The organism is Bacteroidota bacterium (assembly GCA_019637975.1).
Classification (GTDB): domain Bacteria; phylum Bacteroidota; class Ignavibacteria; order UBA10030; family UBA6906; genus CAADGV01.
Genome location: JAHBUR010000019.1, coordinates 24129 through 49001 on the forward strand (window position 1 = coordinate 24129; position 24873 = coordinate 49001).

24 protein-coding genes are annotated in these 24873 nt (G+C 51.9%); 19 read left to right on the top strand and 5 right to left on the bottom strand.

Going from position 1 to position 24873, the window contains the following annotated elements:
* Positions 1-1152 (bottom strand): glycosyltransferase family 2 protein, encoded by a 1152-nt coding sequence (locus KF749_11480; GenBank protein MBX2991772.1) that lies wholly within the window; start codon positions 1150-1152, stop codon positions 1-3.
* Between the two features lie 310 nt (positions 1153-1462).
* On the opposite strand from KF749_11480, the gene KF749_11485 reads away from it, so the two are divergent.
* The 9 genes from KF749_11485 to KF749_11525 all read left to right on the top strand — a co-directional run bounded on the left by KF749_11485 (position 1463) and on the right by KF749_11525 (position 10394).
* Positions 1463-1813, top strand: a complete 351-nt coding sequence (locus KF749_11485; protein MBX2991773.1) for a hypothetical protein — start codon at positions 1463-1465, stop codon at positions 1811-1813.
* A gap of 324 nt (positions 1814-2137) precedes the next feature.
* Positions 2138-3127 (top strand): AAA family ATPase, encoded by a 990-nt coding sequence (locus KF749_11490; GenBank protein ID MBX2991774.1) that lies wholly within the window; start codon positions 2138-2140, stop codon positions 3125-3127.
* Positions 3128-3145: 18 nt separating this feature from the next.
* Positions 3146-4021 carry a DUF58 domain-containing protein gene (locus KF749_11495; GenBank protein ID MBX2991775.1) on the top strand — a complete coding sequence of 292 codons (876 nt, stop codon included), beginning with the start codon at positions 3146-3148 and terminating at the stop codon, positions 4019-4021.
* Positions 4021-4980 (top strand): hypothetical protein, encoded by a 960-nt coding sequence (locus tag KF749_11500; protein MBX2991776.1) that lies wholly within the window; start codon positions 4021-4023, stop codon positions 4978-4980. The genes KF749_11495 and KF749_11500 overlap by 1 nt, the downstream gene beginning before the upstream one ends.
* 7 nt (positions 4981-4987) lie before the next feature.
* Positions 4988-5974 carry a VWA domain-containing protein gene (locus KF749_11505; protein MBX2991777.1) on the top strand — a complete coding sequence of 329 codons (987 nt, stop codon included), beginning with the start codon at positions 4988-4990 and terminating at the stop codon, positions 5972-5974.
* A gap of 2 nt (positions 5975-5976) precedes the next feature.
* Positions 5977-7023 carry a VWA domain-containing protein gene (locus KF749_11510; GenBank protein ID MBX2991778.1) on the top strand — a complete coding sequence of 349 codons (1047 nt, stop codon included), beginning with the start codon at positions 5977-5979 and terminating at the stop codon, positions 7021-7023.
* A complete protein-coding gene (locus KF749_11515) occupies positions 7020-7775 on the top strand; it encodes a tetratricopeptide repeat protein (GenBank protein MBX2991779.1) in 756 nt (251 codons plus the stop codon). Before KF749_11510 ends, KF749_11515 begins: the two co-directional genes overlap by 4 nt.
* A gap of 7 nt (positions 7776-7782) precedes the next feature.
* Positions 7783-9639 (top strand): protein BatD, encoded by a 1857-nt coding sequence (locus tag KF749_11520; protein MBX2991780.1) that lies wholly within the window; start codon positions 7783-7785, stop codon positions 9637-9639.
* On the top strand, positions 9636-10394 hold the full coding sequence (locus KF749_11525) for a tetratricopeptide repeat protein (protein ID MBX2991781.1): 759 nt from the start codon (positions 9636-9638) through the stop codon (positions 10392-10394). Before KF749_11520 ends, KF749_11525 begins: the two co-directional genes overlap by 4 nt.
* Positions 10395-10484: 90 nt before the next feature.
* Here the strand turns inward: KF749_11525 and KF749_11530 are convergent, their stop codons facing one another.
* The gene (locus KF749_11530) at positions 10485-11069 is read right to left on the bottom strand and encodes a glutathione peroxidase (protein MBX2991782.1); all 585 of its coding nucleotides are present in this window, start codon (positions 11067-11069) and stop codon (positions 10485-10487) included.
* Between the two features lie 245 nt (positions 11070-11314).
* On the opposite strand from KF749_11530, the gene KF749_11535 reads away from it, so the two are divergent.
* The 3 genes from KF749_11535 to KF749_11545 all read left to right on the top strand — a co-directional run bounded on the left by KF749_11535 (position 11315) and on the right by KF749_11545 (position 14184).
* A complete protein-coding gene (locus KF749_11535; GenBank protein ID MBX2991783.1) occupies positions 11315-11668 on the top strand; it encodes a hypothetical protein in 354 nt (117 codons plus the stop codon).
* 133 nt (positions 11669-11801) lie between these two features.
* Positions 11802-12707 (top strand): ornithine carbamoyltransferase, encoded by a 906-nt coding sequence (argF, locus tag KF749_11540; GenBank protein ID MBX2991784.1) that lies wholly within the window; start codon positions 11802-11804, stop codon positions 12705-12707.
* A 154-nt stretch (positions 12708-12861) separates the two neighbouring features.
* On the top strand, positions 12862-14184 hold the full coding sequence (locus tag KF749_11545; protein MBX2991785.1) for a hypothetical protein: 1323 nt from the start codon (positions 12862-12864) through the stop codon (positions 14182-14184).
* Between the two features lie 71 nt (positions 14185-14255).
* Here KF749_11545 and KF749_11550 read toward each other — a convergent pair whose 3' ends face one another.
* Genes KF749_11550 through KF749_11560 form a run of 3 tightly spaced genes read right to left on the bottom strand, consistent with a single transcriptional unit; the run spans position 14256 to position 18176 of the window.
* Entirely contained in the window at positions 14256-15473 is a 1218-nt protein-coding gene (locus KF749_11550) for an aminotransferase class I/II-fold pyridoxal phosphate-dependent enzyme (protein ID MBX2991786.1), read from the bottom strand.
* A 24-nt stretch (positions 15474-15497) separates the two neighbouring features.
* Complete coding sequence (locus KF749_11555) at positions 15498-16445, bottom strand: 2-dehydropantoate 2-reductase (protein MBX2991787.1); 948 nt, start codon at positions 16443-16445, stop codon at positions 15498-15500.
* A 21-nt stretch (positions 16446-16466) separates the two neighbouring features.
* Complete coding sequence (locus KF749_11560; protein ID MBX2991788.1) at positions 16467-18176, bottom strand: DUF814 domain-containing protein; 1710 nt, start codon at positions 18174-18176, stop codon at positions 16467-16469.
* Positions 18177-18317: 141 nt separating this feature from the next.
* Here KF749_11560 and KF749_11565 point away from each other — a divergent pair, with 141 nt between their 5' ends.
* The 7 genes from KF749_11565 (at position 18318) to KF749_11595 (ending at position 24856) form a co-directional block, all read left to right on the top strand.
* Positions 18318-19196: a YicC family protein gene (locus tag KF749_11565; GenBank protein ID MBX2991789.1), complete on the top strand. Its 879-nt coding sequence runs from the start codon at positions 18318-18320 to the stop codon at positions 19194-19196.
* 2 nt (positions 19197-19198) lie between these two features.
* A complete protein-coding gene (gmk, locus tag KF749_11570) occupies positions 19199-19780 on the top strand; it encodes a guanylate kinase (GenBank protein MBX2991790.1) in 582 nt (193 codons plus the stop codon).
* On the top strand, positions 19780-20130 hold the full coding sequence (locus KF749_11575; GenBank protein ID MBX2991791.1) for a DNA-directed RNA polymerase subunit omega: 351 nt from the start codon (positions 19780-19782) through the stop codon (positions 20128-20130). The genes gmk and KF749_11575 overlap by 1 nt, the downstream gene beginning before the upstream one ends.
* A gap of 37 nt (positions 20131-20167) precedes the next feature.
* Positions 20168-21406, top strand: coding sequence for a bifunctional phosphopantothenoylcysteine decarboxylase/phosphopantothenate--cysteine ligase CoaBC (coaBC, locus tag KF749_11580; GenBank protein ID MBX2991792.1), 1239 nt, complete (start codon positions 20168-20170; stop codon positions 21404-21406).
* 234 nt (positions 21407-21640) lie between these two features.
* A complete protein-coding gene (locus KF749_11585) occupies positions 21641-22312 on the top strand; it encodes a uracil-DNA glycosylase (protein MBX2991793.1) in 672 nt (223 codons plus the stop codon).
* Positions 22313-22527: 215 nt separating this feature from the next.
* Complete coding sequence (gene dnaB / locus KF749_11590) at positions 22528-23955, top strand: replicative DNA helicase (GenBank protein MBX2991794.1); 1428 nt, start codon at positions 22528-22530, stop codon at positions 23953-23955.
* Positions 23956-23977: 22 nt separating this feature from the next.
* A complete protein-coding gene (locus KF749_11595; GenBank protein ID MBX2991795.1) occupies positions 23978-24856 on the top strand; it encodes a DUF1460 domain-containing protein in 879 nt (292 codons plus the stop codon).
* Positions 24857-24873: the final 17 nt, after the last annotated feature.

The following is a 24873-nucleotide window of genomic DNA, read 5'->3' on the forward strand; positions in this document are numbered from 1 at the left end:
CTATTTGATATAGTCGCGGATAGCGTACTCGTCGGTTGTGCGCTTCGACTTGCTGATCATCTCTCCCAACAATCCGATGGAGATGAACTGAATCCCGACAATGATAAGCAGAATGCCGCCGAGAAACAGCGGACGATTGCTGAGGGCCGTTCTTCCCAAATACCATTCCACCGCCAGCCACCCATCGATGACAAGCCCCGCACAGACGGCAACCATTCCCCAGAACCCGAAGAGATGCAGCGGACGCCGGAAGTAGCGCGTGGTAAACAATACGGTAAGCAGGTCGAGAAATCCTTTCCAGAATCTGCCGATGCCGAACTTGGTTTTGCCAAATTTGCGCGGGCGGTGCTGCACCACCATCTCGCCCACCTTGAATCCCTCGTTATGCGCCAGCACGGGCACGTACCTGTGCAACTCGCCATACACTTGCACGGACTTCACTACTTCGTTCCGGTACGCCTTCAATCCGCAGTTGAAATCATGAATCTTGATGCCCGACATCACTCTCGTTACGAAGTTGAAGAACCTTGACGGGATTGTTTTGGTGATCGGGTCTTTGCGGACCTTCTTCCAGCCGGAAACAAGATCGTACCCTTCTTCCAACTTTCGAATAAGGCTCGGAATTTCCGCCGGATCGTCTTGCAGGTCGGCATCCATGGTAATCACATATTCGCCCTGCGCCTTCTCAAAACCGACAGCAAGTGCGGCACTCTTTCCGAAGTTGCGCCTGAAGCGAATGATCTTGACGCGCCCGTCAATCCGTTTCAAATCACGCAGTACCTGAAACGACTTGTCGGTGCTGCCGTCATCAACAAAGATCAACTCGTACCGTGAGTTGGCACGTTGCAGCGTTGAGCGAAGTTGGCTGTGCAATTCTCTCAGCGAGCCCTCCTCATTGTAGAGGGGAATCACAACGCTCACGCCAAGGCGGTTCGTGTGCTGGTGAAACTGCGGCCTCCGCTCCTGCTGTGCACGCTGAATCTGTTGGTTTTGTTGAGGGCGGCTTGCTGCCTTTTCGGACTGAACTGTTTCAACGGGTTTCTCGGCTTCCTGCCGCCTTTGCCGGTAATAATTGCGTCCGCGTTGCGGGCGGCTTTGACGTTCGGGCGGTTGACCCTGTTGGCCGGAGGAATCGGTGGTTTGGTCAGGCATGTGGCTGCTCATTGAAAACACTGATCCCGACATCGTCGGGACTGAAACTGTGATTCAAAGTAACCAAAAGGCCACGGAAAATCAACGAAACCTCTAAATCCCGAGCCCTCACCCGAGGATAGCAGATTCGTGGGGCGATTCTGCACTACGGGATTCGACCTTCCCAAATGATAGATTTTCGGACATGGCGTGTAGGGAAGATCGGAGTCCGTTGTCAGGAATTTCGAAGTAATTTTCAGGATTCTCCTGACAGACAATCAGTCTTCCAGGAGTTACATTTCATATGTGTACGTTGATATGTGAGGAACCCATGCTGAATCCGAAACTTGTCGAGAGCCGATTCCAGGACGTTCTGGAAACGATCAATGCCCAATCCAGCAAACGGATTCAGATGTTGAGGATTGTCGAGTTCTTTGAAGTTCTTCTGGAAACAAAGAGCAACCAGTTGATACTTGAGTACGCTCCGGTACTTATCGTTCGACTTTCACGGATTGTCAACAGCATCGAATTCACAGAGGAGAATATCGGAATCGCAGACCGGCTTAGCCCAATCCTCTGGTCATTTGCAGTTGAATACAACCAGGTGGGCAATACAGGGATTTGCCTCGCTATGCTTCGTAAACTGGCCGAAGCGCGCATGCAACTCCAATCCGCCGCCTGATTCAGCACCCGAATCCTCGCACACCAATTCGTCGCTCTTCCTCATTCAGATTCGCAGCACGTCCCTTAAACTCTCTCGCCGACTCCTAAGCGGGCGCGCCGCATGTCCGTCTGAAGTCTTGCCCTGACCCAGTTTAGAGGAAGAGAATAACCCACCATGTGTGTAAACCCTGGCACATGGTGGGTTGACTTTTTTTACTCCCCACTCCGGCCCGCAGCTTACCAGCTTCCGACCCCTCTTCGTTGAAATTCCCTCGCAACATTTATATATTCTTTCACGTCAAAATTGAGAAATCTGTGCTATTTAAGGACACTCGGAGGATGAATGTCGTACGACATCAAGGCAATTAACGAAAAGATTCAGCGCGAAAGCGGATTCATTGACCTTATGCAGATGGAAATCGGGAAGGTTATTGTAGGGCAGAAGTACATGGTCGAGCGGCTCCTCGTCGGCCTGCTGGCAAACGGGCATGTTCTGTTGGAGGGTGTTCCGGGTTTGGCCAAAACGCTTTCCATTCGAACGCTTGCCGATGCCATTGCCGCAAAGTTCCAGCGAATCCAGTTTACCCCTGACCTGCTTCCCGCCGACCTGGTCGGTACGATGATCTACAACCAGAAGGAAAGCACGTTTCAGGTAAAGAAGGGGCCTGTGTTTGCAAACTTCATCCTTGCCGACGAAATCAACCGCTCACCGGCAAAAGTGCAAAGCGCGTTGTTGGAGGCAATGCAGGAACGGCAGGTAACAATCGGCGAGCAAACGTTCAAGCTCCCGGAGCCGTTTCTGGTTCTCGCAACGCAGAATCCCATCGAGCAGGAAGGAACGTACCCCCTTCCCGAAGCACAGGTTGATCGCTTTATGCTCAAGGTGAAGATTGATTATCCTTTGAAGGATGAAGAACTGCAAATCATGCGGGCAAACGTGAACGGCACACAGAAATCCGCCAACAACGTTATTGATCCCGCCAGCATTATTAAGGCACGGAACGTCGTAAACGAGATTTATATGGATGAGAAGATCGAGCGGTACATTCTCGATATCGTGTTCGCAACCCGTTCTCCGAAAGACTACAATCTCGCCAAACTCTCGTCGTTAATCAGCTATGGTGCATCGCCGCGAGCCACCATCAATCTCGCGCTTGGCGCCAAAGCGTACGCGTTTATCAAGCGGCGCGGGTATGTGATTCCGGAGGATGTCCGCGCTATCTCGCTCGATGTTCTGCGCCACAGAGTTGCCGTTACTTACGAGGCCGAGGCGGAGGAAGTAACATCCGAACAGGTTGTACAGGAAGTGTTGAACAAGATAGAAGTGCCGTAAGCCGGACTCGTCAGACGAATGGAAACGCGAGAACTTCTTAAAAAAGTCCGACAGATTGAAATCAAGACCCGCGGCCTGGTGAACCAGGTGTTTTCGGGCGAGTATCATTCCGTCTTCAAAGGCCGGGGAATGGAGTTCTCCGAGGTGCGCGAGTATCAATTCGGCGACGATATTCGATCCATTGATTGGAACGTGTCTGCCCGCTTCAATCATCCCTTTGTGAAGATTTTTGAAGAAGAGCGTGAGCTGACGGTAATGCTGCTTGTTGATTTCAGCAAGTCGGGAAGTTTCGGATCTGTTACACACATGAAGAACGAGATTGCCGCCGAGATTTGCGCCGTGCTTTCCTTTTCGGCAATCAAAAACAACGACAAGGTGGGATTGATTCTCTTCACGGATGCGATTGAAAAGTTCGTGCCGCCGAAGAAAGGGCGGGCTCACATTCTCCGCATCATCAGGGAGTTGATTTCGTTTACGCCAACCGGAACCGGAACAAACATCAAACAAGCGCTCGAATATTTCAATCACGTCAACAAGAAGCGAACGATTGCCTTTCTGATCTCCGACTTCATTGATGAGGGATATGACCAAATCCTTCGTATCGTGAGCAAGAAACACGATGTGATTGCCATCGAACTTTCCGATCCGCGTGAGGAACAGATGCCGGATGCGGGGTTGATCAAGATGCGCGATGCCGAGACAAACACGGAGCGCTGGATCGATACGGGCGACCGGCGGGTACGGGCACACATCGAGCAATTCTGGAAACAACGCAACGAGGCGCGGAAGCAGCTGTTTCTCCGCAGCCGGGTGGATGCCATTCCGGTTCGCATCGACCGGCCGTATATCAAGCCGATTGTGGATTTCTTCAGATTAAGGGAAAAGCGATTGTGATGAGGAAGCGGGCTGTTCTCGTTCTTTCAACGATGGTGATTGTATGTTTGTCCGGATTGCTGCAAGCACAAACGCCGGCTGCGCGGGCGTGGGCCGATTCGACATCGTTTCTGATCGGTGACCCGATTACTATTCATGTCGAGATTACACACCAGGGCAAGGAGGTGTTTACGTCCCTCGTCGGCGACACGTTAGGCGCGTTTCATATTCTCGGCCGCAGCAACGTGAGGAAATCCTCCTCGACTGTTTCACGGACAATATTCACCGTTGCCGCGTACGATTCCGGCACAGCAATTCTGCCGCCTTTGCAGTTCGCTTTCACAGCTCCGCACGACTCTTCCACGCAACTCATCGCTACAAATCCTCTCATCTTCAAGATTCATCTTGTTGAAGTTGACACATCGCAAGATATCAAGGATTTGAAACCGCCGCTCTCTATCCCGATCACTCTGGCGGAACTTTCCCTCATCGCCGGTACGATTGTCGGATTGGCGTTGATTGTCTATTCACTCTACCAATACAGAAAGCGAAAGCAAGGACAGGTTGTTGAAGAAGAATACATACCGCCGCCCAAATTGGCTCATGTGCAGGCATTGGAAGAGCTTGCCGCACTGAAGGAGAAACGACTCTGGCAGCAAGGACTCATCAAGCCGTTCTATTCCGAAGTGACTGAAGTGATGCGCCGGTATTTCGAGCACCGGTTCGGGTTTATGTCATTGGAGCAGACAACGGATGAAACGATGGACAGCCTGCGCCGCTTTGCCGTTGCGCATCCTGTTCTGGAGCAGGCCGATCGAATGCTGCGTAGCGCAGATCTTGTGAAGTTTGCCAAGTACCAGCCGGCAATTCCCGAGCATGAGGAAATGCTTTCGCTCGCATTTGAGATTGTCGACAGAACGAAGGTTCTTGACCTTCCGACGGAACAACAACAGGAAACGCGGGAGGCCGCGCATGTTTGATCCGAACATCACATTCGCCAATCCTCAGTATCTCTACGGACTTGCAATTGTTCCGCTGCTGGTGGCGTGGTACATCATGCGCAACAGCCGTCACACAAGTGACCTTCAGTACTCCAGTCTCCGGCCGTTTGCCGGCATCAAGCCGACAATGAAAGAACGTCTGCGCCATCTTCCGTTCATTCTTCGTATGCTTGTCATTACGATGCTCCTTGTCGGCGTGGCACGTCCCCGGACTACGTCGAGCGGCGAGAATGTGTACACGGAAGGGATCGACATCGTATTGCTGTTCGATATCTCCGGCAGTATGCTCGCCGAGGATCTGCGGCCAAACCGGATTGAAGCTGCACGGCAGGTTATGATGGATTTTGTTGACGGGCGCACGAATGACAGGATCGGGCTTGTGATTTTCGCGGGGGAGAGTTTTACACAATGTCCTATGACGCTTGACTATCGCGTTCTGAAAAATCAGCTCAGGACAGTGAAGCAGGGCGTGATCGAAGACGGAACGGCAATCGGTATGGCAATTGCCCAGGGCGTCAACCGCTTGAAGGAGAGCAAGTCCGCCAGCAAGGTGATTATCCTGCTCACGGACGGGATCAACAACCGCGGCGAAATCGACCCGGTTACCGCTACGCAGATTGCGCAGACGTTCGGCATCAGAATGTACACCATCGGCGTCGGAACGAGCGCCGGACAGGCGCCCTTCCCTGTTCAGACTCCATTCGGCACCCGCTATCAGAATATGACGGTGGATGTGGATGAAAAGACGCTCACGAAGATCGCCGAAATGACGGGCGGGCAATATTTCCGGGCAACCGACAACCGCTCGTTGAAGTGGATCTACCAGGAGATTGATGAAATGGAGAAGACACGCATAGAAGTCCGTTCGTACCGTTCCTACACAGAATTGTTCTACGGCTGGGCCTGGATCGGACTGTTTGCGATGGTGATGGAAATGGGGCTGGGTCTCACGTATTTACGAAAGCTGCCGTAGCTATGATTCGTTTTGCGCATCCCGAACACCTGCAACTGCTGTTTGCGATTCCCGTACTTCTGATTGGATACTGGTACGCCGCGCGCCTTCGGAAAGCGCGGTTTCGCCGGTTTGGAGACATTCCCATTCTTCAGCGGCTGTCTGAATCAGCGAGCGGGAAGAAACGCTTTGCAAAGTTTCTCCTCTTCCTCATCGCGTTTGCAACTCTTGTCGTGGGATTGGCAAATCCTCAAATCGGAACGCGGCTGCAGGAGGTGAAACAAGAGGGCGTTGACATATTCGTAGCGCTCGATGTATCATTGAGCATGAAGGCCGAGGATATCAAACCAAACCGTCTCGAGAAGGCAAAACTCGAAATACGCAATCTCATCGACAGGCTCGGTGGCGACCGTATCGGGCTTGTGGTTTTTGCGGGCGAGGCTTATACACAGTTCCCTCTCACAACAGATTACAGCGGTGCGAAGCTGTTTCTTGATGTTGTTGATGTGGATGCAGTGCCCATACCTGGAACGTCCATCGGCGCGGCGATTCAGCGGGCAGTCGAGTCGTTTGACTTTGAAGAACCGACAACCAAGGTAATCGTCATTATTACTGACGGGGAGAATACCGAAGGAGACGCATTCCCGGCGGCGGAAGAGGCGGCAAAGAAGGGAATTCTTCTCTATACTGTCGGTCTCGGTTCGCCGGGCGGAACGCCGATTCCCATCTACAGCGCGTCGGGCCAGCAGGTTGATTTCAAGCGTGACAGGCAAGGCACTATCGTAATGACAAAACTTGATGAGGTGTCGTTGGAGCGAATCGCAGCCATCGGCAAAGGCGCGTACTATCGCGGCACCAACACGCAGGATGAGTTGAACGAAATCTACAAAGCCATTAATGCCTTACAAAAGCATGAATTCGGCACGAAGCAATTTACCGACTATGAATCACGATTCCAGTTCTTTTTGGCCGCGGGAATTCTTCTCCTGCTCGCGGAGTTATTACTCTCAGAACGGAAGATTGCGTGGCTTGCCAGATGGAACCCCTTGAAACAAGAGATGGAGGTATGAGGATGAGATACGCGTTCATTGTCTGCAGTCTCTGCATCGGTATGTTGTCAGTGCATGCGCAATCGGTTCGCTCGCTCGTCAATGGCGGCAACGACAAGTACTCCGGAAAGAACTATGCCGAAGCCGAAGTGGATTACAGAAAGGCCTTGGAGAAGGATATCACCACGGTTCCCGGCCACTTCAATCTCGGCAACTCGTTGTACAGGCAGGACAAGTACGACGAGTCCATCAAATCCTTCGAGGACGCAATTCAGAAGAGCGAAACAAAATCCGCGAAGGCAAAGGCGTACTACAATCTCGGCGATGCGTACGTGAAATCCGAAAAATACGAGGAGGCGGTAAAGGCATTTACAGAATCCCTCAAGCTCAATCCGACGGATTTTGATGCGAAGTACAATCTCTCATATTCCCTGAACAAACTTCGCGACCAGCAACAACAGCAGCAGAATCAGAAGAACGACAAGAATCAGGAGAAGAACAAAGACAAGCAAGATCAAAACAAGCAGGACCAACAGAATCAGGATCAGAACAAGCAAGACCAGGAGAAGAAGGATCAAGATCAGCAGAATCAAGACAATCAGGATCAACAGCAGCAAAACCGGCAACAACAACAGCCCCAACAACAGGAACGACAGATGTCGAAGGCGGATGCCGAACGCATTTTAGAAGTTCTGAAAAACAATGAGAAGGAAGTCCAGAAGAAATTGCGACCGCGCGCTGCAAGCCGGCCCAGAACGGAGAAGGATTGGTAGGATGATAATGGTCAGGTTGATTTCGTCGTTCCTGCTTTTCTTCAGCGCACTGGTTCTGGTTCCGCGGACATTTGCGCAGGATCCGACATTCGAGGCAAGTGTGGACAAGAATCCGGTTGCCGTTGGCGACCAGTTCACGCTTTCGTTTGTTCTTCGTAACGCCGGAATGGGCGGGGGCAAGAACATCAAGCTGCCGAATCTGGATCGGTTTCACATTATGATGGGGCCGAGTACCTCAACGAGCATGCAAATCATCAACGGCGCGGTCTCATCATCCGCAACGTACAGCTATGTGCTGCAACCGAAGGATGCGGGAACATTCACAATCGGGGCCGCAAGCATAGAAGTCGGGAACAAGACGTACTCGTCCAACAGCTTCACCATCGAAGTCGTCAAAGGCACACCCCAGCAGCAAAAGCAACCGAAGGCACAACAGGGAACATCGGGCGACGTTGATTCGCAGCTTTCGCAAAACATCTTCTTGCGGGCATCTGTCGAGCGTACCCGCGTGTTGCAGGGGGAACAGGTTAACCTCGTGTACAAACTGTACACGCGCGTCCCCGTTCAGAACTACAATCTGACCAAGGCGCCGACAATGACGGGCTTCTGGAGCGAGGATGCTGATATGCCGAAGCAGATTCAGTTGACGACCGAAACAGTAAATGGCATCCAGTATCAGGTGGGCGTCATCAAGAAAACGGCACTTTTCCCGACGCAATCCGGCACACTGGAAATCGGCCCGATGGAAATCACCACCATTGTGACTGTACGCGATAGACGTTCGTGGGACCCGTTTGATTCGTTCTTCAATGATCCGTTTGGAAGGCAGATTGAGTATGTCGTGAAGGGAGAGCCGGTTCGAATCAAAGTTGATCCGTTGCCTCCGGGCGCGCCCGCGAGTTTCAAAGGAGCCGTCGGCAAGTTCACAATGAATGCCAAGATCGACAAACAGGAAACATCGGCCAACGAGCCGATCAGCCTGAAAGTAACAATCAACGGAACCGGGAATATCAAAGTTCTTGAGTCGCCCGCTGTGGAATTTCCCGCCGACTTTGAACAGTACACCCCGAAAGTTTCGGATAATGTGAATCGCCGCGAGGCCAGAATTTCCGGTTCGAAAACATTCGAGTATGTTCTGATTCCGCGCTATCCCGGCAGAAAAATAATCAAACCGGTGGAGTTCAGCTATTTTGACTTAGGGAAGAAAGACTACGTCACACTCAAGTCTTCCGAAATCGAATTGAATGTTGAGAAAGGTACTGCCTCTCCGACACCGTTTATTTCAACGGGGCGCCGTGAGGATGTACAATTACTCAGCGAGGATATCCGCTTCATCAAAGTGTCGCGCCCCTCCTTCACGAAACAGGGGGAGTACCTGCACTCCAGCGGGACCTTCATTGCGTTGATGCTTCTTCCGTTGGCGGGACTCGCCGGTGCGTTCGCCTACACACGACAACGGCAGGCCGTCATGAGCGATCTGGTCACCTACCGGAACAGGCAGGCAATCAAAGTGGCCCGCAAGGGATTGAAGAACGCCGAAGTTCTTCTCAAGGACATTACGGCAGGAAAGGAATCTTCTTCAGAAAAGAAACTGCAGTTCTATTCTGAAATTGCCCGCTCCATCTGGAAATATTTGGGAGACAAATTGAATATCCAGCAAGCAGATCTGTCAATTGACGGGGCGGTGACGGAACTTGAGAAGCGCCCGGTCAACGGCGAGATTTCGAATTCTCTTCGTTCGCTGTTGGAATCGTGTGAGATGGCTCGGTTTGCGCCGACAAGTTTGTCTGATGAGATGATCCGCCATACGTATGACAGCGCCAGCAAGGTGATTGTTGACATTGAACGAACGCTGAGGTCATGACAAAAAGCCGGTTCACAATACTCATCCTTCTGTTCCCGATCGCGTTAGCAGCACAGCAAACGCCGGAGCAGCTGTTCGACGAAGCGAACCGGGCCTACCAACAGGGAAACTTTTCCGAGGCAGCCGCACGCTATGAACTCATTCGCGAAAACGGAGTAGCGGATGCAACCATCTTCTATAACCTCGGCAACGCGTACTACAAATCGGGCAACATTAGCAAAGCCATTCTGAACTATGAACGGGCACTGAAACTGGCTCCGAACGACGACGACCTTCTGCACAATCTGCAACTGGCCAATCTCATGATCGTGAATAAGATTGATCCGGCTCCCCGCTTGTTTATTTGGGATTGGTGGGATGCCGTGAAGAACACGTTTTCGCTGAATGGCATTACTTGGATCGTGTACGGTCTTTTTCTCCTCTTCACGGGCTCAATTATTCTTGTACTGCTTGCGCGCTCGTTCACGATTCGGAATGCAGGGGTCGTGGCGGCATTGGGAAGCTTCCTCTTGCTGGTTGTGAGCAGCATGATCTTTGCCGGGAAGCTAAACGTAGTCCAAAGCTCGGACACGGCAATTGTCACTGCAAACATCGCGACCATAAAGAACTCGCCTGATGAGAAGAGTACAGATGCTTTCGTTCTTCATGAAGGAGTGAAGGTGTTCATAACCGACAAGGTGAATGAGTGGTTGAAGATTCGACTTGCTGATGGAAAAGTGGGATGGATTGATGAAAAAGCTGCCGAAATCATCTGAAATCGTTGAATTACGTTGGGAATCACCGGAAGTAGGAAGCCCCCGTCGTCTGTGCCGGAGGCTCCATTGTTTAAATTATGAGTGCAGCCTTCACTTCTCGTTTAGTAGAGCCTCAACTGCTGAAACAAGTTCGTCGGACAGTGGTTTCACGCGGGAGAGAAACTTGTGGGTTAGATTCCCGTTTCGATCAACCAAATACTTCTGGAAATTCCACTTCACATCCCCGCCGACTGTGGGGTTCGAGGTTATGAGTTTGTAGAGCGGATGTTGATCACTTCCTTTCACCGAAATCTTCGAAAACAAGTCAAATGTCACTCCATAGTTCCGGTCGCAGAAGGCATTGATCTCCTCATCTGCTCCGGGTTCCTGCCCTCCGAAGTTGTTTGCCGGAAACCCCAGAATTATCAATCCCTTATCTTTGTACTTCTGATGCAACGCTTCAAGCTCCTTGTATTGCGGCGTGTAACCACATTCAGATGCCACATTGACCAGAAGCAGAACCTTCCCTTGGTACCTTGAGAAATCAATCTCTCTTCCATCAATATCTTTCATGGAAAAGTTATAAATGGAATTCTGGCTACCCGCTAAGGAACTCACGGTCGATCCCCATAACATTGTAATAATGACAAAGGCACCCGTCGGTGTACGGAGCAAAGCACGGAACAGTGGTTTCATAAGGTCGCCTTTGTTTACAAACAGTAGGTAGATCGTTACCGTTAGAACCTTCCGGCTTGAGTGAAAGTTCCGGCACATCATGCAAAATAAATAACGATTGGTATGTCCGATTGCTCTTGACTTTCCTGAAATCTTTCGTACCTTACGTGTGAAGTCCGATCTTTGTATATCATTTCACGGTGCTTCTTTGAGGCGAGGATCCGGGGGGGTCTTCTAAGAACTATTTGGAAGAAAAGGAGGCGGCAATGAACAAGAGCAAACGGGTAATGCGTCGGGCAATCCTTTCCAAGTTGTTTGAGTCCCTGGAAGAACAAGGAACCGTCTTCCATCCCCGGGAGTCATTTCTCAATGGCGATCTCTCCATTCATGAAATCGACGCATTGCTTGCCTTCAAGAGCAACGCGCAACTCGAGGAATTGCGCCACGCCCTCGACCGGTTGGAGAGCGGCACGTATGGTGTTTGCATCAGTTGCAAATCATCCATCAGCCAGGACGTTCTGGATGTCGACCCTGCCCAGCGCTTTTGCAGCATCTGTGAGCAGCGTTTACTGGACCCGGTGCATCGGCCCGACTACTTCCACATGACAAGCAGGGTATAACGGTACTCCCGAAAACGCCTGCCCTCGGAAACGTTCGTTCTCTGACGAGAGTGATTCTTGGAATTCTGCGCGTAATCCCCTACCTTTCAACAGATTTCAGCCACCTAATACTATTCTTCCAAAGGAATACTGCATGAAGCGCGACCTTGTTTCATTTGCCTCGTGGAATGCGCAAGAACTCTCGGACATGTTCTTGCTCGCTACTAAAATCAAGAGCGGCGATCTGCAACATTTCACTCCGTTGGTGCACAAAAGCGCAGCTCTCATCTTCGAGAAACAATCACTCCGAACCCGGGTATCGTTCGAAGTCGGAATCGCTCAACTCGGGGGACATCCTGTTTTTTTGCAGCAGGAAACCATTGGCATTGCAACCCGTGAATCCGTTCACGATGTGGCATCCGTTCTTTCACATTATAACGAACTGATCATCGCGCGGACGACAAAGCATCAAACCGTAGTCCAACTTGCTGAAAGCGCCACCGTTCCGGTCATTAATGCCATGACGGATCTCGTTCACCCGTGTCAGGTCCTGGCCGACTATTTCACACTCCAGGAGATCGGCAAGAGTTCCGCTTCGACAAAGCTCGTTTTTGTTGGAGATGGGAACAATGTTGTCAACTCATTGCTTGAACTCGCTGAAAAACTCCCGATCCATCTGGTTATCTCATCGCCAACCGGATATGAGCCGCATCCGAATGTTCTTGAACAAGCAGAGGCGTCCGGCATCAGCAAGATACAACTGGTGCCCGATCCCTTCGAAGCAGTCAAGGATGCCGACGTCATCTACACCGACGTGTGGCCGACAGCGCGCGATTCGGGTCGGCGGCAGATTATTTTCAAGCAACATCAAGTGAACGCGCAATTGTTGAAGAATGCAAAGCCCGATTGTGTTGTGATGCATCGGCTTCCAGCCAACCGCGGCGAGGAAATTACGCGGGATGTGCTTGACGGTAAGCACTCTATTGTTCTCCAGCAGGCAGAAAACCGGCTGCATATCCAGAAGGGTGTCATTGCCTATTTGTTGGGGCACCGGCCTTAGGCTTATGTCTTTATTTTGCTCCAATGAACACAATTCTGTACGTTTCAAACACTGCCCCGAAGTCAAAACAAGACGATTTCGGGGCGTTGTTTTTGGCATATTGATTGACCCTTAGGTGATAGAACGGTGATCAATTTCAATTAGTGAGGCGAGCATGAAAACGACGTTGTTAGTCCTGGGATGTTTTCTCGGATTGAATATGCTTTCATCGGCAACAGCTTCAGCGCATCCGCGTCCACAAGGGGGAGCAACGTTCAGAGTCTTCTACGACGGCCTTGCTCCTCACGGAGAGTGGATATCTATCAGCGGCGGAGTGTACGGTTGGCGTCCTTTGCGAATTGAGTCGGGCTGGCGTCCCTACACAGTGGGTCGTTGGTGGTGGACAAATGATGGGTGGTATTGGATGAGTGACGAACCGTGGGGTTGGGCAGTGTACCACTACGGACGCTGGCATTTTGACGACTATTATGGCTGGGTTTGGATTCCTGGGTACGATTGGGCCCCGGCATGGGTTGAATGGCGCTACGGACCCGACTACATCGGGTGGGCTCCGCTCAGTCCGTATGCAGTGTTCAGTGTGAGTTGGGGAATTCATTATCGTACGCGCTGGTATACACCGGTACACTGGTGGTCGTTTGTCGGCTGCGGCTACATGACATCGCCCAACGTGCATCGGCACATCTACCGTCATGAAAACAATACGCGCTATATCGGCGTTACCCGGACAGGCGGCAGTGTGCGACACAGCGGCGGACGCATTGTAACCCGCGGACCGGAGCGTGAATTTGTCGAGCGCAGAGGCAATGTACGCATTGAACCTGTCGGACTACGCGATGTTGATGACCGTCCGGTAGAGCGCTTCTCACAAGATGGAAACCGCGGACAAATAGAAATCTACCGGCCGCGCATACAGGAGCGGAGCGCTGACAACGCAATTGAACGGCCGGAACGCGTTCGTGAAGAAGCAGGTCGTTCTTTGGATATTGATACGCGAAAGATTGATACACGTTCCCGTGAAGTGGCACGCGATGAGGGGAGAGACCTGAAGCGAATTGACGAATTCAGAACGCGCAACGAATCGGGAAGAAGTCTTGAACGGCAACCGGATGCCGGCCGTCGCAGGGATGACGGCATGTTAAAGGGCCCTGTTGATGACGCAACACGCAGCCGTGAAGGAAGAAGCAGGGAACAGAGCGGGCAGGAGTCACCGAAGCGCGATGACGGTCGAACGTATGATCGACCATCCGGAAAAGGCGGGGAGGGGCGGGAACGCCAGCCCGAGGTTCGTCCGTCACAGCGCCCCGACCGGGAACAACAGCCGCGCAGCGATCCCCGACGTGAAAACTCAGTCGAACGTTCACGGGGTGGCGAAGTCCGGTCGGCGGCGCCCGAACGACGGGTCGAAACGCCCCGCAGTGATTCACCCCGCCGGCAAGACAGTGGCGGGCGAAGCGACAGCGGAAGAAGGGGAAGGTAGTACGGACATCTCACCGGAATCACAAACGGCTGCCGGTCTATCGGCGGCCGTTTTCTTTTTGACACGTCTCTTTACCGTAACGCTTGGGCAAAATCCGATTTCAAATCTTCAAGACCTTCAACGCCAACGGAAATGCGAATCATACCCGGGGTGACTCCATGATGGCGCAACTCGTCATTCGTCATGTTGATGTGGGATGAATACACCGGTATGCTTACGAGTGTTTCCACTCCTCCCAGGGACATGGCATTCACCGCAACGCGCAACGAATCGCACACACGAACTGCTTTCTTCACGCCGCCTTTCACTTCTATCGTGACCATTCCACCGTAGCCCTTTCCTCCCGCATCAACCATCTGTCGTTTCGCAATCTTGTGTTGAGGGTGGGAGGAAAGGCCGGGATACAGCACGCGGTTGACGTTCGGGTGTTTTTCGAGAAATCTCGCAAGGCCCATCGCGTTTTCATTTTGACGCTCCACCCGCAACTCGAACGTCTTCAGGCTTCGATACAGCAAATACGACATGAAGGGATCTGCACTGCCGCCGTAGTATTTCAGTTGGGTGTGAACCCCTTTGACAAACTCCTTCGAGCCCGCAACAACTCCCGCAAGCAGGTCGCTGTGCCCGCCGAGGTATTTCGTGCCGCTTTCAACGATCACATCTACCCCAACTGCAAAAGGATTCTGGTTGACACAAGAAGCAAACGTGTTGTCAACCATCGTGACGATCTTTCGGACAAATTTCCGCTCGGCTCGTTGTGTTGCCGCTACCAGTGTTTTGATATCGACAACATTCAATGTCGGGTTTGTCGGTGTTTCGCAATAGATGAGTCGAGTTCTCGGCGATGCGAGATCTATCAGAGACTCCGGCCGTTCGGGGTTCATGTACTTGACTTCCACACCGTGTCGGGGGAGAATATCCCTGAAGAAACGGTACGTTCCTCCATACAGCGCCGGCGTGCTGATAATCTCATCGCCCGTTTTCACAACAGAAAGCACAGCCGAAGTAATCGCAGCCATTCCGGAGGCAAGCAGCAATGCTTTTTCCGCATTCATCATCAACGCAAGACGTTCTTCCACCTCCGCAGTTGTCGGATTGTGGTAGCGCGTATACACCATTACGTTCGGATCGCCTTGGGCGTACCGAACCGCATTATCCGAGCTCTCAAATCGGTACGTCGAGGTCTGATAGATTGGAGTGGACACTGGCCCTTTGTATGCGTACAGCTTTGAGCCATGAATAGCCCTTGTGGCAAGTGAGATGGCGGACGGAGATGTTTTCTTCTTCATCTGATGCCTTTCAAAACAAGCGTTCTATTGTGATAAAGGGGAGTTGACATGTTTAAGATGACACGGCAATAGCGCGGAATAGATTGCGCGGTGAACAGGCGTCTCGATGCCCAATTCACCGCCGTATCGGACAATCGTCCCGGAAAAGGCCTCAATTTCCAACCGCCGGTTGTTAATGAGATCATGATAGAGAGAGGAGCGGGAGCTGTTGTCATAGTGCTTGAGAATCTCAAAAATCTTGCTGACATATTCCGGCGGAAGATGGATACCTTTTGCCCGCGCAATGGTATCGGTTTCGCGCATAGCATCGGCCAGCATTTCTTTTGATGCATCAACAGCGAGAATCTCACCGAGCGTCAGCCTGGTCAGGGCGGTCATTCCGCCTACTGCGGCAATGAACACGTACTTCTTCCAGAGTTCGGAGAGAATGTCATCCGACTGGGTTGCGTTGATTTCCGCCTTCTTCATTGTGTCAAGAATCTGGCTTGCCTTGCGTGTTGTTGATTCGCTTTGCCTTTCCAACTCGCCGAAAAGGATCTTTGTCGGACCGACGGTATGCGTTACGACTCCGGGCGATGTGATCGTAGAGTAGATATACGAAACACCCCCGAAAACAACCCCGTGCGGAACAATCCGTTGAATCTTCTCTTCGTTGTCAACCCCGTTTTGCAGACTCACAATGATTGTTGATTCGGAAACCAGCGGCGCAATTTGAGTCGCTGCCGACTCTGTATCATATGACTTCACACAGAAGAGAACGACATCAACAAGGCCAATATCGTCAGGGCTCCCGGTCATTTTTCCGGGTGGAACAATCCAATCTCCCTCGAACGATCTGATGAGAAGTCCGTTGTTACGCATTGCTTCGAGATGTTTTCCGCGGGCCATGAACCACACGTCTTCGCCGTTCTTCGCAAGCTTCCCGCCAAAATACCCGCCGACTCCGCCGGTACCGATAACTGCAAATTTCATTGTTCTGATAGTTCTGAATTGTTATCGATGTTTCTCCGGCGGCAATGCCGGCTCGGCAAAGATGACCTTCTCCCGTTCCACGGTTACTGAACCCGGTGCCGCGCCTTTGGGTTTGCGAACGTATTTCTTTTCGGCCATCGCAACAGGCACCATCTTCGCATTCTTCATCTTGCTGTAATATGCCGCTATGCCCGCAGCTTGTTCTTTCGCTTTCTTGCCCGGCTCGCCTTTTCCCGATTGCACCTTCAACACAACATGTGAACCGGCCGCGCCTCGGGCGTGGAACCAGAGGTCATCGGGCTTCGCATACTTGAGCGTAAGCTGGTCGTTGTTCTTGCTGCTTTTTCCGGCCCAAACCTCAAAGCCGCCATCGACGGTGAAGATTCTGAAAGGAAGCTGCTCGCGTTCCTCGCTCTTCCCGCCAATCCCGAAGTGTTCCAATTCGCTTGTGTATTCAGACATGAACTGTTTTAGATCCTCCTTCGTTTGCACAGGCTCGATTGCGGCCAGCAGTTCTTCGCCGGGAGCTATTGTAGTTTGAAGTTCTGTCAATCGTTTCAAGGCGGCTTGCCGTGCTGTGCGTGAACGCTTTGCCTTCTCAAAGTACCGTTGCGCATTCTGAACCGGACTCATATTCTTTGAAAGCGGAATGAGGATCTCATCGTTTTCGTCCTTCACCAAATAGCCGGGTTCACCTTTGTTGATGTCCGCCAGATGCAGCATCAATAATTCACCTGCCCGTTGATACTCGTCTGCACGAGCATTTGTTTTCAGGTCGGCTTCGACGGCGTCCACTGTGCGGCGGGCCTTTGCAAGCTTCTGGTTCAGCTTTCCAATGATGCTTCGTTTTTGTTCATCAACGGATTCACGCGAGCGGAGACGGGAGACATAGAACCGAATCGCTTCATGAACATCATCAAACAGCTCTTCCTTCGTGCCGATCAGATGCAAAAGAGGAATGATGGAAAACGCTGCCGGAGTGCCCGCCTTCACTCCTTCAGTATACAAATACACACGGGCTTTGGGGCGCGAGAGATCGTTCAGCACGGCGCCGAGTGCACCCTGAATAGCGTGCGTGTGCATCTGCTTGATACTCATCGCCCCGACATTGTACGGCACATTTGCCCGATGCAGCACTTCTCTGATCACCGTGGAGCCGAGAGTCGGGAACTCTTCTTTCATTACTGTTGCCACTGTTGCTAACTGCGGAGTCTGGAGCCGTGCAAGGAACGCATCCATGTCGTACAGAAGTTCGCCGCTTCTGTATTCGGCTCTTTTCCCCTTCAGCTCTTTTGCGTCTCTGAACGCATCAACAATAGTCTCGTTCTCATCTACCAAAACCACATTCGCTTTCGCACCGAAAAACCTCGCGTCAATCCGCTTGCCGGAGTCGAGGATGAACATGACCACACGATCCACCGGATGGATCTGGACGCTTTTTATCGTTTGACCAACACACGCAGTCAGTACATCCGCCGAGTTCAACCGGGCTCGGGCAAACTGCGGACGGAGATAGAGAGTGTTGAGAATTCTGTCACAAGAAAGAATGAGGACGGGTTCGGTGTGGCTCAGTCGGAGCACAAGTTGGTCTCTTTCTTGCGAGAAGGACTCAACAATGGCGTTCCCGCATACATGCTGTTCTAATGTTGATACGACGTATGATAATGTGTGATAATTAGTTAGCATGATGTTATCAACAATATAGTCAAAAACGGCGGATTTGCCCACCATTTGCGGATTCCGTGTTGATAACCTGTGGATTTTGCCCCGCCAAATTGCGTTGGTGACCGCAAAAATGGCACTGAAGTTTTGATTGCAGACGGTTCGATTTTTCCGTAATTTTTGAGTCCTGAATCATTTCAAGAGGTGTTCATGATAGCCAGCATGACCGGCTACGGCAGGGGTGAAGCCGCCGCAAAGGGCATCACCGTTGCCGTGGAGCTGAGAAGTGTCAACAGCCGGTTTTTGGAAGTCTCAACCCGCTTACCGAGATCGCTCTCCAACCGGGAGAATGAAATCAAGGAGATTATCCGCAAGAAAATTTCTCGCGGCAAAATCAACATGCTTGCTGTAGTCGAGCACGAGAACGACGGTGATATTCCTGTGCGTGTGAATGTCTCGGCCGCAAAGGGATACTACAAACTGCTGAACACTATGCGCAAAGCGGTGAAGATCCGCGAAAGCGTCAAGTTGGAACACTTGTTGCAGTTTTCTGAAGTTCTTGAGCCTCTCGAAATCGAAAATACCGACGACAAGGAGTGGGCCTTGGTTTCGAAGGCTCTTGAACAAGCCATTGACAGCCTGTTGATGATGAAACGCAATGAAGGGGCCGAGTTGGGCAAGGATTTCCGCCATCGCATCGGCATTCTGGAAGAGAAGCTGACACAAATTGAGAAGATATCGGTTCAGCAGATTCCGAACGAACGCATCCGGCTGCGCGAGCGCATTCAGATGCTTCTCGAGAAAGAGACGATCGACGAAGGACGATTGGAGATGGAACTTGCCATGATGGCAGACCGGCTGGACGTAACAGAAGAATGTGTCCGCTTCCGGAGCCACAACAAGTTCTTTCTCGAAGCGCTCGCCAACGATGAAGCCGCCGGGCGAAAGTTGAATTTCCTGATTCAGGAAATGAACCGCGAAGCAAATACCATCGGTTCGAAATCGAGTGCGGCAGAAATTGCACATCTCGTCGTAAATATCAAGGAAGAAATCGAACGTATCCGCGAGCAGTTGCAGAATATCGAATAACCATGCAGCGCGGAAAACTCATTGTCATATCGGCTCCGAGCGGTTCGGGAAAGACGACTATCGCAAAAGAAATCATGCGCCTCAACCCGTCGCTCGGCTTCTCCGTTTCAGCAACAACGCGGCAAAAACGGGACGGGGAGACGGACGGAAAAGACTATTTCTTCCTTTCGGAAGAAGAATTCACGCGGCGCATCAACAGCGGCGAATTTGTTGAATGGGAAGAAGTCTATCCGGGAAAGCTGTACGGAACCCTGAAGAGTGAAGTCGAACGCTTGCTGGCGGCAGGGCAGGATCTCCTCTTCGATGTGGATGTAAAAGGCGGACTTTCCATTCACCAACAATATCCCGAAGCGTGTTTGATTTTCATCAGACCGCCGAGTTTCGATAAGCTGAAGGAACGGCTTGCTGGCCGAAAGACGGAAAGCGATGAGACCATTTTGCGACGGCTTGAACGCGCGCCGTTGGAACTTGAACTCGGCAAGCAGTATGAGTATCAGGTTGTGAACGATGTGCTGCAGACAGCCATCGATGATGTACAGAAGATTGTCACTGAACATTTACACACCAAAGAAGGAGTATCGTAATGCCAATCAAACCGGTTGACATTGAAGAGCTGACCTCGAAAGCGAAGAACGTGCACGAGGCAATCGTTGCCATGTCGAAACGTGCGCGACAGATCAACGAGGAAACGAAGATCGAATTCAACCAGCGTATCGAAATGTTCGCCCCGAAAACCGAGTCCGAGAACGAGGAGAACGACATCAATCCCGACCAGCTCAAAGTGAGTCTTGAATTCGAAAAGCGCCCGAAACCAACAGACACGGCGTTGGATGAACTTCTTCACGAAAAACTCCAATGGCGCTACAAAGAGCCCGAGGAAGTCAAAAAAGTGGAAAAGGAAGAGGATGTTGCCGATACATCTGAAGATGAGTAGCTTCCCGGTATGTGAAATCGTGATCCCGTCGCTATAAATGTATTCCCGCATGTTGAACGGCAAGCGTATACTTCTCGGCGTTACAGGCGGAATCGCAGCTTACAAATCGCCGTTGCTGGTGCGGGAGTTCATCAAGGCGGGTGCTGAGGTGCAGGTGGTGATGACCCGTTCAGCCGCACAGTTTGTCACACCATTGGCTCTGGCAACAGTTTCCAAGCGGGATGTCGTAAGCGAAATGTTCCCGCCACCCGACGACCCGAACGCCACAAGCTGGACGAAACACATCGATCTCGGACTGTGGGCCGATATCATGCTGGTGGCTCCTGCAACAGCACACACGCTCGCGCGCATTGCCCACGGGTTTGCCGACGATATGCTGACAACTCTCGCTCTTGCGCTTCGCTGTCCGCTGGCGCTTGCTCCGGCGATGGATGTCGATATGTTCTTGAACAAAACCACCCAACAGAATATCGACATTCTGAAGGAATCGGGATGTTTTGTAATTGACCCGGAAGAAGGTGAGCTTGCCAGCGGGTTGGTCGGGCCCGGCCGGCTTCCGGAAATTGACAGACTTGTTGCCTTCGTTAACGGAATACTCGACAAGATTCATCTGGATTTAACGGGCAAGAAAATCCTCGTAACTGCCGGACCGACACAAGAGCCGATTGATCCGGTCCGGTACATCGGCAACCGGTCATCGGGCAAGATGGGTTTTGCGATTGCGAATGTCGCGGCGTTACGCGGCGCCGAGGTTACTCTGGTTTCCGGTCCCGTGCATTTGCGAACGCCGCGCTCAGTCAGGCGCATAGACGTAAGGACTGCCGAGGAAATGAAAACTGCCGTTGATCGCGAGTTTGAGCATGCCGATGCCGTGATCATGTCTGCCGCGGTTGCAGATTATACTGTTGTGAATCCGAACAGCAAAAAAATCAAGCGCGAGAATATGCAGGCAGATGAGCTGACGCTTTCATTGAAACAAAATCCCGATATCCTCAAGTCTCTCGGAGAGAAGAAACAGAACCGGATACTCGTTGGTTTTGCGCTCGAAACGCATGACGGAATTGAGAATGCAAGAAAGAAGTTGAACCGGAAGAATCTCGACTTGATTGTCCTGAACAATCCGAATGAGCCGGGCGCCGGTTTCAACTCCGACACAAACGTTGTCACGTTCCTCACGCCCGACGGACAGGCCGAGAATCTTCCCCTGATGTCAAAATTTGATGTTGCAAACCGAATCCTCGATCGTGTGAAGTCAAAACTGACCTGGTCGGTGTGATGCACCTTGTTCACTCAACCGTATTCTTCAAGAAGAACAATGTCTGACGAGCGGAACGCATCCCGTCTCCTGGATGATCTGAGAAGCGTTATTGAAGACGAGCGCCGGCTATTCGGCGAAACGTTACTCTTCGAGCAAACGCCGTCGACGCAACCGGCAAACGTCGAGCGACTGGCTCCGTCGGAGGCCGCCAACACACCTGTCGTTCAACCCACTCGCCACATTGAGTATTCCATGCCGCCCAGAAAGCCTATTGCAGTGGAAGAACCTGTCTTGTTCGAAATGCCGGCTTCGGCAAAACCCGCGATAACAACGGAAGCATGGGGAAGCAGCACCACGCTTGACGAGCTCAATGCCCGCATCTGCACTTGCACGAAATGCGCATTGGGGGCAACGCGCACGAAATTCGTGTTTGGCGTCGGAAATCCGAAGGCAACTCTGATGCTCATCGGCGAGGCACCCGGTGCGGACGAAGACGCTCAGGGCGAGCCGTTTGTCGGCAGGGCGGGACAACTGCTGAACAAGATTCTTGAAGCAATTCACTTCAAGCGTTCTGAAGTGTATATCTGCAACATTCTCAAGTGCCGGCCGCCGAACAACCGCAAGCCGACTCCGGAAGAATCGGAATTGTGCAAGCCGTATCTCAAAAAGCAAATTGAACTCGTGAAGCCGAAAGTCATATTGTGTTTGGGTCTGACGGCTGCCGAGAATCTCCTCGGCACGAAGGAATCAATGGGAAAGCTGCGCGGACGCGTCATGCAGTATGAAGGAGTTCCTGTCATGATCACATATCATCCTGCTGCTCTGCTGCGCAACCCGAACTGGAAACGCCCCGCATGGGAAGATGTACAAGCCGTCCGGAAGCTGCATGATGAGTTGGTGGCCAACTCCACGGCTGCCGTCTGAATCGATTCCGTGAGCGAGCTATCCACATCTGTTGATAACTCAGATGCGTTGAATGTGGAAAAGTGACGTGGAACTCTTACCAAATTGCTGTTTATCCTCGTTTCCTTCCTCTCTTCACAACCTTTCCTCACGCCTTGCAAATACCGAATGCTTGATGTACCTTAGAGTCATAGGTCAACACTATTCGTGAACAAGTCTGTACTAAACGTTGAATCATGGCGGAACCGCTCAGAAGTCTCATTCCATCGACAACAACGGAAGGCCGCGTACCACCGCAGGCAGTTGAACTCGAGCAACAGATTATCGGCGCGATGTTGCTCGAGCGCGAGGCCATTGCGCGTGTCATAGAAGTGCTGGACGAAGACGCCTTTCATGCGGACTACCACCGGAAAATCTTTCAGGCGATTCAGGCGATGTTCGACCGTAGCGAGCCCGTCGACATCATCACGCTTGCTGAAGAACTCCGCAGGCGCGGGCATCTTGAAATCATCGGCGGCGAGACATACCTTGCGGAATCGACCATGAAGGTGACCTCGGCAGCCAACGTCGAGTATCACGCCAAGATTGTTCTCGAAAAATCGTTGCTGCGTAACTTGATAACAGCTTCGTCAGCCATCGCCGCACGGGGTTTCAGTCCGACTGAAGATGCGTTTGATCTGTTGGACGAGGCCGAGCAGGCAATCTTTCAGATTTCAGAGAAGCGGCTAAAGAAGACGTTCACCGACATGCACAGAGCCGTCCATGATACGCTGGAGATGCTCGAGTCGATCCACGGAAAACACAGCGGCGTGAATGGTGTGCCAACAGGATTCCGGGATCTTGATACGCTTACCGGAGGATGGCAGAACTCCGACTTGATCATTATCGCCGGCCGGCCGAGTTCAGGCAAAACGGCGTTCTCTCTTTCACTGGCACGCAATGCGGCAATGCACTTCGAGAAGCCTACGGGTGTCTGCATCTTCTCGCTCGAAATGTCGACCCAGCAGCTTGTTATGCGATTGTTGTGTGCCGAAGCAAAGGTGGATGCCCACGCCGTCAGAACGGGGAGACTTCCTGAAGATGACTGGAAGCGGCTCAGCATCGCGGCGGGGAAACTTGCCAACGCGAACATCTTTATTGACGACTCGGCAAGTCTCGGTATTCTTGAGTTGCGAGCAAAAGCCCGCCGATTGAAGGCTGAACGCAATATCGGACTCGTGGTTGTTGACTATCTCCAACTCATGCAGGGCCCGAAAAGCGCCGAGAACCGCGAGAAGGAAATCTCAGCAATCTCGCGCTCGCTCAAAGCCCTGGCAAAGGAACTGAGTGTTCCTGTTATCGCGCTGTCGCAATTGAGCCGCGCAGTGGAAAGCAGAACAGACAAACGGCCGATTTTGTCCGATTTGCGCGAATCCGGCGCGATTGAACAGGATGCAGACGTCGTTGCGTTTGTGCATCGTCCCGAAATGTACATGGATGCCGAATCACGGGACTCATCGGAAATGGCAGGGACGGCGGAAATTATCGTCGGCAAGCAACGCAACGGCCCGATTGACGATATCAAGCTGGCGTTTGTTCATCGGTATGCGCGGTTCGAAAATCTGGCTCCGTCGGGCTTCAGCAACGTTCCTCCTCCTCCCGATGTTGATGATGTCTCGTTCTGAGAATCGTTCTCATGTGCACGGCATGAACGCATCCCGAAGAGATTTTCTGAAATACTCATCTGCTGCAGCGATTTCCTCGCTGGCGTTCCCGTCCTTCCTCTTCGCCCAATCGCGTACAGATGTCCACGAGGAAATCTGCCTGGAAAAATTCGCCCTCGGAACATCAAAAGGACTTGCAGAAAAAAGCATGCCTGAGGTAATCACTGCCATCGGCTTGTCGTTCCTCAAATCTCCGTACAAAGGCCGCACGCTTGAATCCGGCGACGACGAGCAACTCATCGTCAATCTGAAAGAGTTCGATTGCGTCACGTTTGTTGAAACGACACTTGCCCTTTCCCGTTGCACCAGACTTGGAACAACGACATTCGATGATTTCAAGAACCAATTGCAATTGATCCGGTATCGCGGAGGCGTGATCAACGGGTATCCGAGCCGATTGCATTACTTCTCCGATTGGATTGACGACAACGGGAAGAAACAGATTGTCAGGAATATCACGCACGAGTTGGGAGGGATTCCGTATGAAAAACCAATCTCGTTCATGTCAACCCACCGGTCTGTATATAACCAACTCGGGAATGATGATTTTTTTGCTGCCATCAAGCAAACAGAGGACGAGCTGAACGCGCGCCAGCGATACTATCTTCCGAAGAATACAATCAGAAGCGCGCATATTCGGATTGCCGATGGAGATATACTTGCCATCACCACATCCATCAACGGACTTGATATTCTTCACACCGGCATAGCCCTGCGCCACCGCGGCACGTTGCGGATGCTGCATGCGCCGCTGTCAGGCGGATCAATTCAGATTACACAACAAGGGCTGGCCGATCATCTTTCTTCCAGAAAAAATCACACCGGCATCATGGTCGCACGGCCAGTGGATCCGGATAGATAAATTCACAGACAAGGAGT